This window comes from Kitasatospora sp. NPDC002551 (assembly GCF_040296005.1).
GTDB lineage: Bacteria > Actinomycetota > Actinomycetes > Streptomycetales > Streptomycetaceae > Kitasatospora.
Window position 1 is genome coordinate 1 of record NZ_JBEOWI010000004.1, and the last position, 15185, is coordinate 15185.

Annotated in this window: 12 protein-coding genes; 4 read left to right on the forward strand and 8 right to left on the reverse strand. The window is 74.6% G+C overall.

Annotated elements, in window-relative coordinates:
• Positions 1–63: 63 nt before the first annotated feature.
• The 7 genes from ABT093_RS05435 to ABT093_RS05465 all read right to left on the reverse strand — a co-directional run bounded on the left by ABT093_RS05435 (position 64) and on the right by ABT093_RS05465 (position 7744).
• Positions 64–723, reverse strand: coding sequence for a hypothetical protein (locus ABT093_RS05435; RefSeq protein ID WP_350560640.1), 660 nt, complete (start codon positions 721–723; stop codon positions 64–66).
• 169 nt (positions 724–892) lie between these two features.
• The gene (locus ABT093_RS05440) at positions 893–1696 is read right to left on the reverse strand and encodes an exodeoxyribonuclease III (protein ID WP_350560642.1); all 804 of its coding nucleotides are present in this window, start codon (positions 1694–1696) and stop codon (positions 893–895) included.
• Between the two features lie 125 nt (positions 1697–1821).
• A complete protein-coding gene (gene ggt / locus ABT093_RS05445; protein WP_350560644.1) occupies positions 1822–3612 on the reverse strand; it encodes a gamma-glutamyltransferase in 1791 nt (596 codons plus the stop codon).
• A 124-nt stretch (positions 3613–3736) separates the two neighbouring features.
• Entirely contained in the window at positions 3737–4843 is a 1107-nt protein-coding gene (locus tag ABT093_RS05450) for an ROK family glucokinase (RefSeq protein ID WP_502884133.1), read from the reverse strand.
• A complete protein-coding gene (locus ABT093_RS05455) occupies positions 4840–5697 on the reverse strand; it encodes an ATP-binding cassette domain-containing protein (RefSeq protein WP_350560646.1) in 858 nt (285 codons plus the stop codon). Before ABT093_RS05455 ends, ABT093_RS05450 begins: the two co-directional genes overlap by 4 nt.
• The gene (locus tag ABT093_RS05460) at positions 5694–6734 is read right to left on the reverse strand and encodes an ABC transporter permease (RefSeq protein ID WP_350560648.1); all 1041 of its coding nucleotides are present in this window, start codon (positions 6732–6734) and stop codon (positions 5694–5696) included. Before ABT093_RS05460 ends, ABT093_RS05455 begins: the two co-directional genes overlap by 4 nt.
• A complete protein-coding gene (locus ABT093_RS05465; protein ID WP_502884140.1) occupies positions 6731–7744 on the reverse strand; it encodes a substrate-binding domain-containing protein in 1014 nt (337 codons plus the stop codon). Before ABT093_RS05465 ends, ABT093_RS05460 begins: the two co-directional genes overlap by 4 nt.
• A 373-nt stretch (positions 7745–8117) precedes the next feature.
• Here ABT093_RS05465 and ABT093_RS05470 point away from each other — a divergent pair, with 373 nt between their 5' ends.
• Positions 8118–9254 carry an alpha/beta hydrolase gene (locus ABT093_RS05470; protein WP_350560652.1) on the forward strand — a complete coding sequence of 379 codons (1137 nt, stop codon included), beginning with the start codon at positions 8118–8120 and terminating at the stop codon, positions 9252–9254.
• Between the two features lie 61 nt (positions 9255–9315).
• Here ABT093_RS05470 and ABT093_RS05475 read toward each other — a convergent pair whose 3' ends face one another.
• On the reverse strand, positions 9316–10902 hold the full coding sequence (locus ABT093_RS05475; RefSeq protein WP_350560654.1) for a PucR family transcriptional regulator: 1587 nt from the start codon (positions 10900–10902) through the stop codon (positions 9316–9318).
• A 324-nt stretch (positions 10903–11226) separates the two neighbouring features.
• Between ABT093_RS05475 and ABT093_RS05480 the strand changes: the two genes are divergently transcribed.
• Genes ABT093_RS05480 through pucD form a run of 3 tightly spaced genes read left to right on the forward strand, consistent with a single transcriptional unit; the run spans position 11227 to position 15004 of the window.
• Positions 11227–12114 carry an FAD binding domain-containing protein gene (locus ABT093_RS05480; RefSeq protein WP_350560656.1) on the forward strand — a complete coding sequence of 296 codons (888 nt, stop codon included), beginning with the start codon at positions 11227–11229 and terminating at the stop codon, positions 12112–12114.
• Positions 12111–12599 (forward strand): (2Fe-2S)-binding protein, encoded by a 489-nt coding sequence (locus ABT093_RS05485; protein ID WP_350560658.1) that lies wholly within the window; start codon positions 12111–12113, stop codon positions 12597–12599. Before ABT093_RS05480 ends, ABT093_RS05485 begins: the two co-directional genes overlap by 4 nt.
• Complete coding sequence (gene pucD, locus ABT093_RS05490) at positions 12596–15004, forward strand: xanthine dehydrogenase subunit D (protein WP_350560660.1); 2409 nt, start codon at positions 12596–12598, stop codon at positions 15002–15004. The genes ABT093_RS05485 and pucD overlap by 4 nt, the downstream gene beginning before the upstream one ends.
• Positions 15005–15185: the final 181 nt, after the last annotated feature.

Sequence of the window (15185 nt, forward strand, 5' to 3'; positions counted from 1 at the left end):
GCCGGCCGCGGGGGCGGGCGCGGCCGCACCCGCGCGCTCAGGCGCGTGGCTCAGGCGCGTGGCTCAGGCGGAGCCCGCGCCGGCCCGCCGCCGCAGCAGCCAGAAGCCGCCGACGCCGCCCGCGACCAGCAGCGCGCCGCCCGCCAGCTCCGCCGGGTCGGCCGCGATCGAGCCGCCCAGGCCCGTGTTCGCCGCGCCGTGCGGGCCGACCTGCTGGCTGCCGGCTCCGGACTGCCCGAGCGAGCCCGCCCACTCGCCGGCCGCCTCGCTCCACCCGCCGATGCCGGAGGGCGCGGACCCGCCCGAGGTACCGCTGTGGGCGCCGCCGACGGCACCGCCGGAGGAGCCCCCGGAGGTGGAGACCGACACCGTGGTCACCGTGACGCTGGTGGCGAAGGCGGCGCCGTTCGGGCACGTCCCGTCGACCTTGTTGTCACCGCCGTACTTGTCGGCGAGCCGGGCGGAGCCGGTGTGCTTGCCGTCCGAGCCGAGCGTGAGGGTGGCCGGGCCGCCCTCGAAGGCGGGCGAGTTGGCGGTGATCGTCTTGGCCTCGGGCTTCTCGGACTTCTCACAGGCGACCGTGACCGTCACGGTCTGGCCCGGTGCGGCCTGGGACGGGCTGACCGAGGCCGCGCCGTCCTTGGCCGACGCGAGCGGGGCCGTCAGGCCGGTCAGCAGCGTCGCGCCGATCAGGGCGGTGGCGGCCGTACGCGTGGGGCGCATACCGGAACCTCCGGGATTCTCTCGGGCGCGGCCGGGGACTCCGACGTCCACGTGCTCGAACAACCGCACCCGGTCACTCACCGACGGTAGGCACCCGTTCCACGCCCGGCCACCGCTCTCGCCCGTTCGGGCGAGAGCCGGCCACCGCGGGTGACGGGAGGGACGCCCGTCAGAGGTCCAGGTCCACGACGACGGGCGCGTGGTCCGAGGTGCCCTTGCCCTTGCGCGCCTCACGGTCGACGTAACTGTCCGTAACGGCGTCCACGAAGGGCTTGTTGGCGTAGGTGAGGTCGATCCGCATGCCGCGGTTCTTCGGGAAGGCCAGCTGGCGGTAGTCCCAGTAGGTGTAGGGGCGGTCGTACTTCAGCGGGCGCGGCATGACGTCGTGCAGCCCGGAGGCCTCCAGGGCGGCGAGGGCGGCCCGCTCGGCGGGGGTGACGTGGGTGAGGCCCTCGAAGGCGGCCACGTCGAAGACGTCCTCGTCGGTCGGGGCGATGTTGAAGTCGCCGAGGACGGCGAACGGGCGCTCGCCGGCCGCGTCCGCCACCGAGGCGCGGCGCAGCGCCTCCAGCCACTCCAGCTTGTAGCGGTAGTGGGCGTGGTCGACCTCGCGGCCGTTGGGCACGTAGACCGACCAGACCCGGACCGGGCCGCAGGTGGCGGCGACGGCGCGCGGCTCGACGTCGGGCAGCAGGGCGTCGTCGGCGAGGTAGCCGGGCTGCTCGGGCAGGTCGCGGACGACGTCGTCGAGGCCGATCCGGGAGACGATCGCCACGCCGTTCCAGCGGCCGGTGCCGTGCGCGGCGGTCTCGTAGCCGAGCTCGCGCACCGGCTCGTAGGGGAAGGCGTCGGCGGCGCACTTGAGCTCCTGGAGGCAGAGCACGTCGGGCTTGGCGCTCTCCAGCCATTCGAGGAGCTTGGGCAGCCGCGCGGTGACGGAGTTGATGTTCCAGGTGGCGATGCGGACGGTCACGGCGGGCGGCCTTCCCGGTGGCGGTTCGGTACGGACGGTCGGTACGGACGGTAAGGGGTGGGCGCCACGTGGACGCCCACCCCGAATCTACCGAACGGCACCGACAGCGCCGCCCGCCCGCACGCTCACGGCGCGGGCCGCACCACCGCCGCCGAGCCGCCGCCGCGGCGCACCGGTTCGGCGGCGGCGACCCAGCGGCCGTCCGGCAGCCGCTCGACGCCGGTCGCCGCGCCGATCTCCGGCGTGGCGGTGAACACGTGGCCGAGCGCCTCCAGCCGGGCCCGTTCGGGCAGCGACAGGAAGGCCGGCTCGGCCTGGGTGGCGGCGGTGTTGCGCTGGCTGGCGCGCGGCGCGGCGATCGCCTGCTCCAGGCTCAGCCCCCGGTCGAGGCGGCCGAGCAGCACCTGGAGGGTGGTGGTGATGATGGTGGCGCCGCCGGGCGAGCCGGCCGCCAGCAGGGGCTCGCCGTCGCGCAGCACGATGGTCGGCGAGAGCGAGGAGCGCGGCCGCTTGCCGGGGCCGGGCAGGTTGGGGTCGGGCACCCCGGGGAAGAGCGGGGTGAAGTTGAAGTCGGTCAGCTCGTTGTTGAGCAGGAAGCCGCGGCCGGGGACGGTGATGCCGCTGCCGCCGGTCTGCTCCAGGGTCAGGGTGTAGGAGACGACGTTGCCCCAGCGGTCGGCCACGGTGAGGTGGCTGGTGCTCAGGCCCTCGTAGGGCTCGGCGGCGGGCGCCGGGGCGGCGTCCGGGCAGCCGGCCGGGTGGCGCGGGTCACCGGGGGCGACCGGGCTGGTGAGTGCGCGGTCCGGGCTGATCAGGCAGGCGCGGGAGGCCGCGTAGCGCGCGGACAGCAGTTCCTTGACCGGGACGTCGTTGAACGCCGGGTCGCCGACCCAGCGGTTGCGGTCGGCGAAGGAGAGCCGCGAGGCCTCCAGGAAGTGGTGGTAGTACTGCGTGGCGTCGTAGTCGGCGACCTCGCCGTCCTCCAGGATGCCGAACGCCTCGCCGACGGTGGTGCCGCCGGAGCTGGAGGGGGCGATCGAGTAGACGTCGTAGTCCCGGTAGGCGACGTGGGTGGGCTGCTGGCGGCGGACCCGGTAGCCGGCCAGGTCGGCGGCGTCCACCTGGCCGGGGCGGGCGATCCGGCCGGAGGCGGGGTCGACCGGCGGGTGCTGGATGGTGCGCACGACGTCCTCGCCGATCGCGCCCCGGTACAGCGCCGCGGTGCCCTCCTTGCCGAGCTGGCGGTAGGTGGCGGCCAGGTCGGGGTTGCGGAAGGTGGAGCCGACGACCGGGAGCGCGCCGCCGGGCAGGAAGAGCTCGGCGGTGTCGGGGAAGTCCTTGAACCGGGCCTGGTTGAGCGCGGTCTGGTCCTGGAAGGTCTGGTCGACGGTGAAGCCCTGCTCGGCGATCCGCTGGGCGGGCTTCAGCACCTCGGCGAAGTCGCGCCGGCCCCAGAGCCCGACCGCGGTCTCCCAGGTGGCCGGTGAGCCCGGGACGCCGACCGACAGGCCGCTGGTGACGGCGTCGGCGAACGGCAGCGGCTTGCCGTCCTCCAGGAAGAGCGAGGTGTCGGCCTTGCGGGAGGCGGTCTCCCGGCCGTCGATGGTGTGCACCCGGCCGGTGGCGTGGTCGTAGTAGACGAAGTACCCGCCGCCGCCGATCCCGGCCGAGTAGGGCTCGGTGACACCGAGCGCCGCCGCGACCGCGACCGCCGCGTCCACGGCGTTGCCGCCCTTGCGCAGGACCTCGATGCCGGCCGCCGTGGCGTCGGCGTCCACGCTGGCCACCGCCCCGCCCCAGCCGACCGCCTCGGGCACCTTGGCCGGCGGCGGCGCCGCCCCGGCGGGTCCGGCGGTGGACCACACCAGGGCGGTGGCGAGCAGGAGCGGCGGGGCGATCCGGGCCAGTGCTCTCATCCGATACTCCTCTGAGTCGACGTCAACTCCGTTGTTTCACAGGAGCCATGACCCCGACAACAGTGCCGCGTCGCTACCAACGGGTAGTTGACGGCGGGCAACCGTTCGGCCGACGGCCGCACCGTCACGGCACGGCGCGCTCCACGCGGCGTCGCTTGATGGTGCGGAAGCGGCGGGCGACCTGGCGGGCGAGGTCGGCGGCGCCGACCAGGCCGGCCTCGTTGCCGAGGGCGGCGTGCACGATGCTCGCCTCCGGGCGGAAGCCGCGGCCGGTGAGGGTGCGGCGGAAGGTGTCGCGGGCCGGGACGAGCAGCAGGTCGCCGGCCTCGGAGACGCCGCCGCCGATGACGAAGCGGCCCGGGTCCAGGGCGGCGGCCAGGTTGGCGATGCCGACGCCGAGCCAGGTGCCGACCTCGTAGAGCAGCTCGGTGGCGGTCGGGTCACCGGCCCGGGCGGCCTCGGTGACCAGCGGGCCGGTGATGCCCTCGACGCTGCCGCCGGCCCGGGCCAGCAGCGGCTGGACCACCGGGGACTCCTCGGCGACCAGCTCGCGGGCGTCGCGCACCAGCGCGTTGCCGGAGGAGTACTGCTCCCAGCAGCCGCGGTTGCCGCACGGGCAGCGGTGGCCGCCGGGCACCACCTGCATGTGCCCGAACTCGCCGGCCAGCCCGTACTTGCCCCGGTCCACGAAGCCGTCGCGCACCACGGCGCCGCCGATGCCGGTGCCGAGGGTGAGCATCACCATGTGCTCCTCGCCCCGGCCGGCGCCGAAGCGCCACTCGGCCCAGGCGGCGGCGTTGGCGTCGTTCTCGACGATCACCGGGAACCGCAGCCGGGCGCTGAGCGCCTCCCGCAGCGGTTCGCCGCGCCAGTTGAGGTGCGGGGCGAAGAGCACGGTGGAGCGCTCGGCGTCGACCCAGCCGGCCGCGCCGATGCCGACCGCGTGCACGTCGTGCCGGTCGGCGAGCTCCAGCACCAGCTCGACGATGACGTCCTCGACCACCTTGGGGCTCTTGGACTTGTGGGGCGTGTCGGTGCGCAGCTTCTCCAGCACCTTGCCCTCGCCGTCGACCACGCCGGCGACGACCTTGGTGCCGCCGATGTCGACGCCGATGGTCGGCAGCCGCAGCAGGCCGGCGGGCAGCGCCCGGCGGCGGCGCTCGGCCCGCGGCCCGAGGCCGAGCAGGGTGGGCAGGACGGGCGGACGGGTGCCGCCGTGGGGGCTGGTCACGGCTGCGGACGCTCCTTGCCTGGGTCGAGGGGTTCGGGGGCGGAGGGACCGGCGTCGGGGCCGGGTCCGGAGCCGGGGGCCTGCGGCCGGGCCAGCTCGTGCGAGAGCTCGGCGAGGTCGGAGCCGCCCGCCATCTCGGTGGTGAGCTCCTCCAGGCCGATCTCCGAGCGGGCGTGACTGCCGGCCATCCGGCCCCGCTTGAGCAGGGTGAAGTGGTCCCCGACCAGGTACGCGTGGTGCGGGTTGTGGGTGATCAGCACCACGCCGAGTCCGGCGTCCCGGGCGGCGGTGACGTACTTGAGCACCACCCCGGACTGCTTGACGCCGAGCGCGGCGGTCGGCTCGTCCAGGATGAGCACCCTGGCGCCGAAGTGCACGGCGCGGGCGATCGCCACGCACTGGCGCTGGCCGCCGGACAGGGTGCCGATCGGGCGGTCGACGTCGGGCAGGTCGATGCCCATGTCGGCGAGCGCCCGGCGGGTGGTGGCGCGCATGCCGTCGGCGTCGATCCGCAGCCCGCCCCAGCGCTTGTACCCCTGCTCGGAGCCGAGGAAGAAGTTGCGCCAGACGGGCATCAGCGGCACCACGGCGAGGTCCTGGTAGACGGTGGCGATGCCGCGGTCCAGGGCCTGGCGCGGGGAGTCGAAGCGGACCTCCTCGCCGCCCACCGTGAAGGTGCCCTCGTCGTGCCGGTGCAGCCCGGCGATGATCTTGATCAGGGTGGACTTGCCGGCGCCGTTGTCGCCGAGCACGCAGCTGATCTCGCCGGCCCGCAGGGTCAGCGAGACGTCCTCCAGGGCGCGCACGGTGCCGTAGGTCTTGCCGACACCCCGCAGGGAGAGGAGCTCGGTCATCGGGGCCCCCGTTCGGCGCGGCGCTTGACCAGGGAGTTCAGCAGGGCGGCGAGCAGCAGCATCGCACCCAGGAAGAACTTGAACCAGTCGGGGTTCCACTGGGCGTAGATGATGCCCTTGCTGACCATGCCGAAGATCAGCGCGCCGAGCGCGGAGCCGACCACCGAGCCGTAGCCGCCGGTGATCAGGCAGCCGCCGATGACGGCCGCGACGATGTAGATCAGCTCGTTGCCGACGCCCTCGCCGGACTGCACCGTGTCGAAGGAGAACAGCAGGTGCTGGCCGAGCACCCAGGCGCCGAAGCCGACGAACAGGTAGAGCACGGTCTTCGTCCGGGCGACCGGCACCCCGACCGCGCGGGCCGCGGCCGCGTCCCCGCCGACCGCGAAGATCCAGTTGCCGAACCGGGTGCGCAGCAGCACCCAGCTGCCCACCAGCAGCAGGCCCAGCCACCACCAGACGGTGGCCTTGATCGTCAGCCCGCCGACGGTGACCTCGGAGGCGAACAGCCAGCGGCAGGAGGCGAAGCCCTCCATGTCGGAGATCGGCTTGGTGGAGACGGTGCCGGAGACCAGCTTGGTGACGCCGAGGTTGGCACCGGTCAGCATCAGGAAGGTGCCGAGGGTGACGATGAAGCTCGGCAGCTTGGTGCGCGAGAGCATCCAGCCGTTGAACAGGCCGACCGCCAGCGTGACGGCCAGCGAGACCAGCACGCCCACCCAGGTCACCGCGGTGAGCTGGTAGGAGACCATCGACGAGGTCAGCGCGGCGGTGGTGACCAGGACGCCGGCCGAGAGGTCGAACTCGCCGCCGATCATCAGCAGCGCGACCGGGACGGCCATGATCCCGATGGTGGAGGCCGCGTACAGCACGGTGCCCAGCGAGGAGACCCGCAGGAAGGGCTCGGCGACGGCGGCGAAGACCAGGAAGACCGCGGCGGCGGCGATCAGCGCGCCCAGCTCGGGCCGGGCGGCCAGCCGGCGCAGCGCGGCCGGGCGCTCCCCGCGATCGGCCGCCAGGACGTCGGAGGTGCTCACCTGGTCCCCCTCGCGACGTACTCGGCGAGGGCGTCCGCGTTGTCCTTGGTGAGGATCTGCGGGCCGGTGGCCACCGGCTTGCCGCCGCCGAGCATGTTGAGGTTGTACCGGTAGAGCCAGATCAGGTCGACGCCCTGGTAGCCCTGGAGGTAGGGCTGCTGGTCGACGGCGAAGCCGACGGTGCCCGCCTTGAGGCCGGACACCACCTGGGTGCCCAGGTCGAAGGTGTCGAGCTCGACCGGGCGGCGGGCGTCCTGGATCGCCTGCAGGCCGGTGGCCGCCATCGGGCCGGAGAGGGTGAGCACGGTGTCGATCGCCGGGTCGGCCTGCAGCTTGGCGGAGAGGGCCGCGCGGGCGTCGGGCATGTTGACGCCGTCGACGTACAGCACCTGGAAGGCGCCGCCGGCGGTGCTCCGGGCGCCGGAGCAGCGCTGCTCCTGGCCGACGTTGCCCTGCTCGTGGATCACGCACAGGACGTTCTTGCGGCCGCGGTGGGCCAGCTCGGTGCCGGCGGCCTGGCCGGCGGTGGCCTCGTCCTGGCCGATGTGGGTGAGGGCGCCGAACCTGGCGGAGTACTCCTGGCCGGAGTTGATGGTGATCACGGGGATGCCGGCGGCCTTGGCCTTGCCGAGCACGTCGGCCATCGCGTCGCCCTTGGCGAGGGTGACCAGCAGGCCGTCGACCTTCTGGTCGATGGCGGCCTGGACGAGCTGGACCTGGTTCTGGGTCTGCGCGTCGTTGGAGTACAGGAAGGTGATGTTGTCCTTCGCGGCGGCCTGCTCGGCGCCCTTGCGCACGGTGTCCCAGAAGGCGTCGCCGGCGCCCGCGTGGGTCACCATGGCGACCTTCCAGCGCGGGGTGGTGACGGCGCCGCCGGCGGCGGCCGCGGCCTTGGCGCGGGCCTCCTCGGCGCGTCTTCCTCCGGTGCTGCTGCAGCCGGCGACGGCGACCGTGAGGGCCAGGACGGCCAGCGCGGCGGCGGCGGGCCTCAGCCGGCGGACGGGACTCATGCGGGTTGTGCTCATCCCCATAGTCTCGCTTCCCCGCGGACGCGCCTTCGCACCGCCTCGCCCGGAGGGGCGATCCGTCCGGACGGTATCGTGCCCGGTGGGGCGATTCCTGGGAGTCCGCTGGGTGCGACGTCCGGAGGGGGTCCGCCGGGGTGGCAGACTAGGGCGGACCCGAAAAGGGGGAACCTCGCGCGAGCGTGATGTTCCTCTCAGGTTCCGCACAGATTCCGACGGCAACCGATCCCCGTTCCTGGCCGTCTGATGCCATTGAGGTGGCGGTCCGGGCGAGTGGGGCCCGGGCGGCTTCGAACCCGGATACGAGAACTTCATGCAACTGACAGGTACGCCATTCTTCATCTGCACGGTCGTTCTCGTGCCGATCTCCATCGCGGTGGCGATGTGGTTCTGGGGCCGGGTCAAGGGCCCCAAGCCGGTGCGCGTCCTGTCCAGGCTCGCCATGATCGTGTTCTGCCAGGTCACCGCGGTGGTCATGGTCTTCGTCATGGTCAACAACGCCAACCTGATCTACGGCAGCTGGGACGACCTGCTCGGCACCGGCAACCACGTGCGGGCGGTGCCGCCCGTCCCGCCGCAGGAGGCGGCCGCGGGCGGCGGCCAGGGCGCGGCCCCGGCGGGCGGCGGGGGCGGCGCGCCGGCGAGCGACGCGGCGCACACCCCGGCCAACCCGCCGGCCAACAAGGTGCAGCAGTCCTTCCGCGGCGTGGACGACCCGAAGGTGCCGGGCGACGTCCAGAAGACCGACCTCAAGGGCCAGCTGTCCGGCGTCGACGGCGAGGTGCTGGTCTGGCTGCCGCCGCAGTACCACGACCCGGCGTTCAAGGACAGGAAGTTCCCGGTGGTCGAGCTGATCCCCGGCTACCCGGGCTCCTCCTCCACCTGGTACGGCACGCTCAAGGTCTCCGAGCAGCTCAAGCCGCTGATGCAGCAGGGCAAGGTGGCGCCGTTCATCCTGGTCTCGCCGCGCACCCTGCTGCTGGGCAACCGCACCGACGCCGGCTGCACCGACGTGCCGGGCAAGGTCAACGCCGACACCTGGCTGACCCGGGACGTGCCGCAGATGATCCTGGACAACTTCCGGGCCGACCCCTCCGCCGACCGCTGGGCGATCGCCGGCTACTCGGCGGGCGCGCACTGCGCCGCCAAGCTCTCGCTGGCCCACCCGAACCGCTACCGGGCGGGCGTCAGCCTCTCGGGCTACAACGACCCGGCGACCGAGAAGGACTCGCTGGTCGGCAAGGACCCCGCGCTGCGCGAGGCCAACAACCCGGTCACCATCGTGAAGGGCGCCGCCCAGCCGCCGAAGGTCGCGCTGTACGTCTCGGGCAACAAGGGCGACGGCTACGAGGACGGCCAGGCGATCGCCGCCGCCGCCAAGGCGCCCACCACCGTGCAGGTGGTGGAGACCACCGGTCCGCACTCCAGCGACGTGTGGAAGGACATGGTGCCGGGCGTCTTCGAGTGGCTGACCGGCATCATCCCGGCCCAGTAGCCCGTTCGTGCGCAGCGGCCCCCGGGAGCGTGCTCCCGGGGGCCGCTCTCCGTCACGCGGCTCAGGCCAGTTCGAGGGCCAGGTAGAAGTCCACCCGGTCCTCCAGGCGGGACAGGTCGCGGCCGGTCAGCTCCTCGACGCGGCCGATCCGGTAGCGCAGGGTGTTGACGTGGACGTGCAGCTGGGCGGCGCACCTGGTCCAGGAGCCGTCCGAGCGCAGGAACGCCTCCAGGGTGCGCACCAGGTCCGCCTGGTGTTCGAGGTCGTAGGCGATCACGGTGTCCAGCAGCCGGCTGCGGAAGGCCCGGCGGACCTCGTCCGGGACGGCGGCCAGCAGCAGCACGTGCGAGGCCAGCTCCTCCGGCCCGGCCACGCGGACCCCGCCGGCCCGGGAGGCGGCGATCCGGCGGGCGTGCCGGGCCTCCTCCAGCGCCCCGCGCAGGCCGACGGCCTCCCGGGCGGGCGCCGAGACGCCGAGGGTGATCCGGCCCTCCGGGCCGAGCCCGGCCTCCAGTGGGGCCAGCAGCCCGCGCAGTTCCTCGGCGGGCAGCGGGCCCTCGGCCGCGGGCATCACCACCACCGCGCCGGTGCCGTCCCCGGCGACCAGCGCGCGGTCGCCGGCGCCGCCCAGCGCCTCCTCCAGGACGGCCCGCACCACGCCCTCGGGCAGTGCGGTGCCCTCGGCGCTGAGCACCAGCCAGGCGTCGTCCTCCTCGCGCGGCCCGGGGCCCTCGTCGCGGGCGGCCATCGCCGCGGAGGCGTAGAGGGTGCGGCTGATCTCGGCCGGGTCGGCGTCGCGCCGCAGCAGGGCGAGCACCTCGTCGGCGAGGCGGCGGCGCAGCCGGCGGCCCTCGTCGCGGCGGTGGCGCTCGGCGGCGACCAGCCGGGCGAGGTTCTCGGCGAGCTGCTGGCGCTTGCCGGTCCACTCGGTGACGTCACCGGCCACCACGAGCACCCAGTCGGCCAGCGGGGACGGCGCCTGCGGGTCGACGGGCGCGGGCAGCAGCGAGTAGGCGCCGGCCGCCAGGCGGGCCCGGTGCGGGGGGCGGCGGCGCTGGCGCTGGGCGGCCAGGTGGGCGCGGACCAGCTGGTCGCGGTCCTCGGCGGGCAGCCGGTCGGCGGGGCCGGCGATCACCGCGGCGGTCGGGGTGAGCACCCAGCAGTCGAGGTCGAGGTCGCCGCCGAGCAGGTCGAGGACGGCGTCCAGTCCGCCGCCGCCGGCCGCCGAGACCAGCAGCCGGTGCCGGTCGACGAGGGCGGCGAGGTCGGCGGCCCGGTCGGCGGAGACCTGGCGGCCGACGAACTCGGTGACGGTGCCGAAGGCGATGTCGTCGGGCACCGCGAGCAGCGGCATCCGGTGCCGGCGGCAGGCCTCGACGAGGTCCTCGGGCACCGGGCCGACCTCGGCCTCCCCGGCCGCCAGGGCGACCGCCCCGCCCGCCGCGAGGGTGCGCACGAACCGCTCGGAGTCGGCCGGGGAGCTGCGCCAGAGCATGCCGGTGAGGACCAGCTCGCCGCCGTGCAGGTACCGGCCGGGGTCGTGCAGGTCGGTCGTCATCACCCCGCTGACCTGCCGGTCCAGCTCCTCCTCGGCCGCGAGCAGACGCAGGCGCGGGGCGCCGGGGGCGAGCAGGTCACGGACACGCATCCGCGGGCTCCTTCGGGGGCTGGTGGCTGGGGTCGGGGGGCGGGGCGGCAGGAGGGGTGGGGCGGGGCGGGGATCGCGGGGCCGTGACTCGGGGACGACGGCCGGACTACGGTCGTAGGTGGGACCGCGCGGCCGGCCCGCGGCGTCGTCCCCGGTGCCGTCCCCGGCGCGGGCCCCTTGGAGGAACGTACAGGATGCCGGGCGACCGCGCGGCCGGGGCTTCATGCCATCGGTGACTGCCCGCGGCCCGGTCGCGGCGGTTCACTGTCCACACGCCCCCGACCCGCCCCGTGACCGGGACGGCGACGACGTGAGGAGGCCCGCATGGAGTTCCTTCGCCCCGCCACCTGGGACGAGGCGCTCGCGGCGAAGGCCGAACGCCCGGCCGCGCTGCCCATCGCCGGCGGCACGGACGTCATGGTCGAGCTGAACTTCGACGTGCGCCGCCCGCCCGCGGTCCTCGACCTGAACCGCGTCACCGAGCTCACCGAGTGGTCGGACGACGGCGCGGTGGTCCGGCTCGGCGCCGCCGTCCCCTACAGCCGGATCATCGCCGAGCTGTCCGGTCCGCTGCCCGGCCTGGCGCTGGCCGCCCGCACCGTCGGCTCCCCGCAGATCCGCAACCGCGGCAGCGTCGGCGGCAACCTGGGCGCGGCCTCCCCCGCCGGCGACGCGCACCCGCCGCTGCTGGCGGCCGGCCGCGACGTGTTCGTCGAGGCGGCCTCGGTGCGCGGCACCCGGCTGATCCCCATCGACGACTTCTACACCGGGGTGAAGCGCAACAGCCTGGCGGCCGACGAGCTGATCCGCGCCGTGCGGATCCCGGTCGCCGACGGCCCGCAGCAGTTCTCCAAGATCGGCACCCGCAACGCCATGGTGATCGCGGTCTGCGCGTTCGGCCTCGCGCTGCACCCGCGCACCGGCACCGTCGGCACCGGCATCGGCTCGGCCGCCCCCACCCCGCGCCGCGCCGCCGAGGCCGAGGAGTACCTGCGCGAGACGCTCGCCGGGCGCGGCCTGTGGCGAAGCGGCGAACCGCTCGGCACCGAGGTGGTCCGGCGGTTCGGCGAGCTGGTCACGGCCGCCGCCGCCCCGATCGACGACGTCCGGGGCACCGCCGACTACCGGCGGCACGCGCTCGCCGTGATGGCCCGGCGCACGCTCACCTGGGCCTGGAACGACTACCGCGAGCAGATCAGGAGCGCGGCATGAGGGTCACCTTCACCGCCAACGGCAGGCCGGTCGAGGCCGACGACGTGTGGGAGGGCGAGAGCCTGCTGCACGTGCTGCGCGAGCGCGTCGGCCTGCCCGGCTCGAAGAACGCCTGCGAACAGGGCGAATGCGGATCCTGCACGGTCTACCTGGACGGCGTGCCGGTCTGCGCCTGCCTGGTCGCGGCCGGCCAGGTGCAGGACCGCGAAGTGCGCACCGTCGAGGGCCTGGGCACCGAGGACGGCGGGCTCGGCCCGGTCCAGCAGGCCTTCCTGGACGCCGGCGCCGTCCAGTGCGGCTTCTGCACGCCCGGCCTTCTGGTGCAGACCGACGCGCTGCTGGCCCGCGACCCGCAGCCCTCCGACGCGGACATCCGCGAGGCGCTCTCGGGCAACCTGTGCCGGTGCACCGGCTACGAGAAGATCATGGACGCGGTGCGGCTGGCGTCCGCCCGGGCGTGTGCCGGCAGGGCGGTGACCGAATGAACGCGCGGGCCCCCCGGGAGCGGCGGACCCCCCGGGCGCAGCGGGCCGTCCAGGGGCAGAAGAACCTCCAGGCGATCCGGCAGAGCAGCCGGCACGGCGTCGGCGGCTCGCCGCTGCGCCCGGACGGCGTCCTCAAGGTGCGCGGCGAGTTCGCCTACTCCTCCGACCTGTGGCACGAGGACATGCTGTGGGGCACGGCGCTGCGCTCGCCGCACCCCCGGGCGAACATCCTGTCCGTCGACGTCTCCGGCGCGCTCGCCGTGCCCGGGGTCTTCGCTGTGCTCACCCACGAGGACATCCCCGGCAGCAAGTACTACGGACTGGACGTCCCCGACCAGCCGGCCCTGGCGATCGACAAGGTCCGCTACCAGGGCGAGCCGGTCGCGCTGGTCGCCGCCGACCACCCGGAGACCGCCCGGCGCGCGGCGCGGCGGATCGAGGTCGAGTACGAGGTGCTGACCCCGATCGTCACCGAGGAGCAGTGCCTCGACCCGCGGACGTACGGGTACGTGCACGAGCCTCACGAGTACCGGTCGCACGCGCACGGCAACATCTGCCACGAGCAGCGGGTGGTCTGCGGCCTCGGCGTCACCGACGAGGTGCGGGCGCGGGCGGACGTGGTGGTCCGCGGCACCTACGAGGTGGGCATGCAGGACCAGGCCTTCCTCGGCCCGGAGTCCGGGCTGGCGGTGCCGGCCGAGGACGGCGGCGTCGACCTCTACATCGCCACCCAGTGGCTGCACGCGGACCGCCGGCAGATGGCGCCGGTGCTCGGGCTGCCGGAGGAGAAGGTCCGGCTCACCCTGGCCGGGGTCGGCGGCGCGTTCGGCGGCCGCGAGGACCTCTCGATGCAGATCCACGCCTGCCTGCTGGCGCTGCGCACCGGCCGGCCGGTCAAGATCGTCTACTCCCGGGACGAGTCCTTCTTCGGCCACGTCCACCGCCACCCGGCGCGGATGACCTACGAGCACGGCGCCACCCGGGACGGCAGGCTGGTCTACGCCGACGCCCGGATCGTGCTGGACGGCGGCGCGTACGCCTCCACCTCGCCCGCCGTGGTCGGCAACGCGGCCTCGCTCGGCCACGGCCCGTACGCGATCCCGAACGTGCGGATGCACGCCCTCGCGCTGTACAGCAACAACCCGTCCTGCGGGGCGATGCGCGGCTTCGGCGCGGTGCAGGCGGCGTTCGGCTACGAGAGCCAGATGGACCGGCTGGCCGCCGAACTGGGCATGGACCCGGTCGAGTTCCGCCGGATCAACGCGGTGCGGCAGGGCGACCGGATGCCCACCGGCCAGGAGATCGACGCGCCCGCACCGGTCGCCGAACTGCTGCGGCGGGTCAAGGACATGCCGCTGCCGCCGCCGCTGGACCCCGATGACCCCGACTTGCGGCGGCTGCCCGGCGCGCTGTCCAACACCTCGCACGGCGAGGGCATCGTGCGCGGCGTCGGCTACTCGGTCGGCATCAAGAACGTCGGCTTCTCCGAGGGCTTCGACGACTACTCCACCGCGCGGGTGCGGCTGGAGGTGATCGGCGGCGAGCCGGTCGCCCTGGTGCACACCGCGATGGCCGAGGTCGGCCAGGGCGGCGTCACCGTGCATGCCCAGATCGCCCGCACCGAGCTGGGCGTCGAGCAGGTGACCATCCAGCCCGCCGACACCGGGATCGGCTCGGCCGGTTCGACCTCCGCCTCCCGGCAGACCTACATGACGGGCGGCGCGGTCAAGCTGGCCGCCGAGGCGGTCCGGCGGGCGCTGATCGAACGGGGCCGGCGCCGCTACGGCTGGACCGGGCAGGACCTCACGCTGGCCGGCGGCAAGGTCGTCTCCGCCGCGGCCGGCCCGCTGGTCGCCGTCGCCGACCTGCTCGGCGACGACGCCATCGAGGTGACCCGCGAGTTCCGCCACCGCCCCACCACCCCCTTCGACCGGGAGACCGGGCAGGGCGTCGGCCACGTCCAGTACAGCTTCTGCGCCAACCGCGCGGTGGTCGACGTGGACGTCGAACTCGGCCTGGTCAAGGTGGTCGAGCTAAGCGCCGTCCAGGACGTCGGCAAGGCGCTCAACCCGCTCGCGGTGGTCGGCCAGATCCAGGGCGGCTGCACCCAGGCGCTGGGGCTCGCGGTGATGGAGGAGATCGTCCTGCGGGACGGGAAGGTGCGCAACGCCTCCTTCACCGACTACCTCATCCCGACCATCCTGGACACCCCGCCGATCCCGGTCGAGCTGCTCGAACTGCCGGACCCGCACGCCCCGTACGGGCTGCGCGGGGTGGGCGAGGCGCCGACCGTCTCGGCCACGCCGTCCATCGTGGCGGCCATCCGTGCCGCCACCGGCCTGGCGCTGAACCGCATCCCGGTGCGGCCCGAGCACCTGACCACCGAGCGGCCCGGGGGCCGGTAGGGGTCCGGCCGTCCTCCCGGGAGTCCGTTCCCCTTCCCGCGCCCCCTCGTTGACCGGCTGTCAGGTGCCGGCCGGGCGCGTACCGGACGCGTGCGGGCGCATACCGGGCGCATACCGGGCGCATACCGGGCGCGTGCCGGGCCCGCCGCCGCGGGGACCGCCGCCGTGCGGGATCGTTCTC

Coding starts and splice junctions, on each gene's coding strand:
- ABT093_RS05435 (WP_350560640.1), bottom strand. CDS start 723: ATGCGCCCCACGCGTACGGCCGCCACCGCCCTGATCGGCGCGACGCTG.
- ggt (WP_350560644.1), bottom strand. CDS start 3,612: ATGAGAGCACTGGCCCGGATCGCCCCGCCGCTCCTGCTCGCCACCGCC.
- ABT093_RS05455 (WP_350560646.1), bottom strand. CDS start 5,697: ATGACCGAGCTCCTCTCCCTGCGGGGTGTCGGCAAGACCTACGGCACC.
- ABT093_RS05465 (WP_502884140.1), bottom strand. CDS start 7,744: ATGAGTCCCGTCCGCCGGCTGAGGCCCGCCGCCGCCGCGCTGGCCGTC.
- ABT093_RS05475 (WP_350560654.1), bottom strand. CDS start 10,902: ATGCGTGTCCGTGACCTGCTCGCCCCCGGCGCCCCGCGCCTGCGTCTG.
- ABT093_RS05480 (WP_350560656.1), top strand. CDS start 11,227: ATGGAGTTCCTTCGCCCCGCCACCTGGGACGAGGCGCTCGCGGCGAAG.
- ABT093_RS05485 (WP_350560658.1), top strand. CDS start 12,111: ATGAGGGTCACCTTCACCGCCAACGGCAGGCCGGTCGAGGCCGACGAC.
- pucD (WP_350560660.1), top strand. CDS start 12,596: ATGAACGCGCGGGCCCCCCGGGAGCGGCGGACCCCCCGGGCGCAGCGG.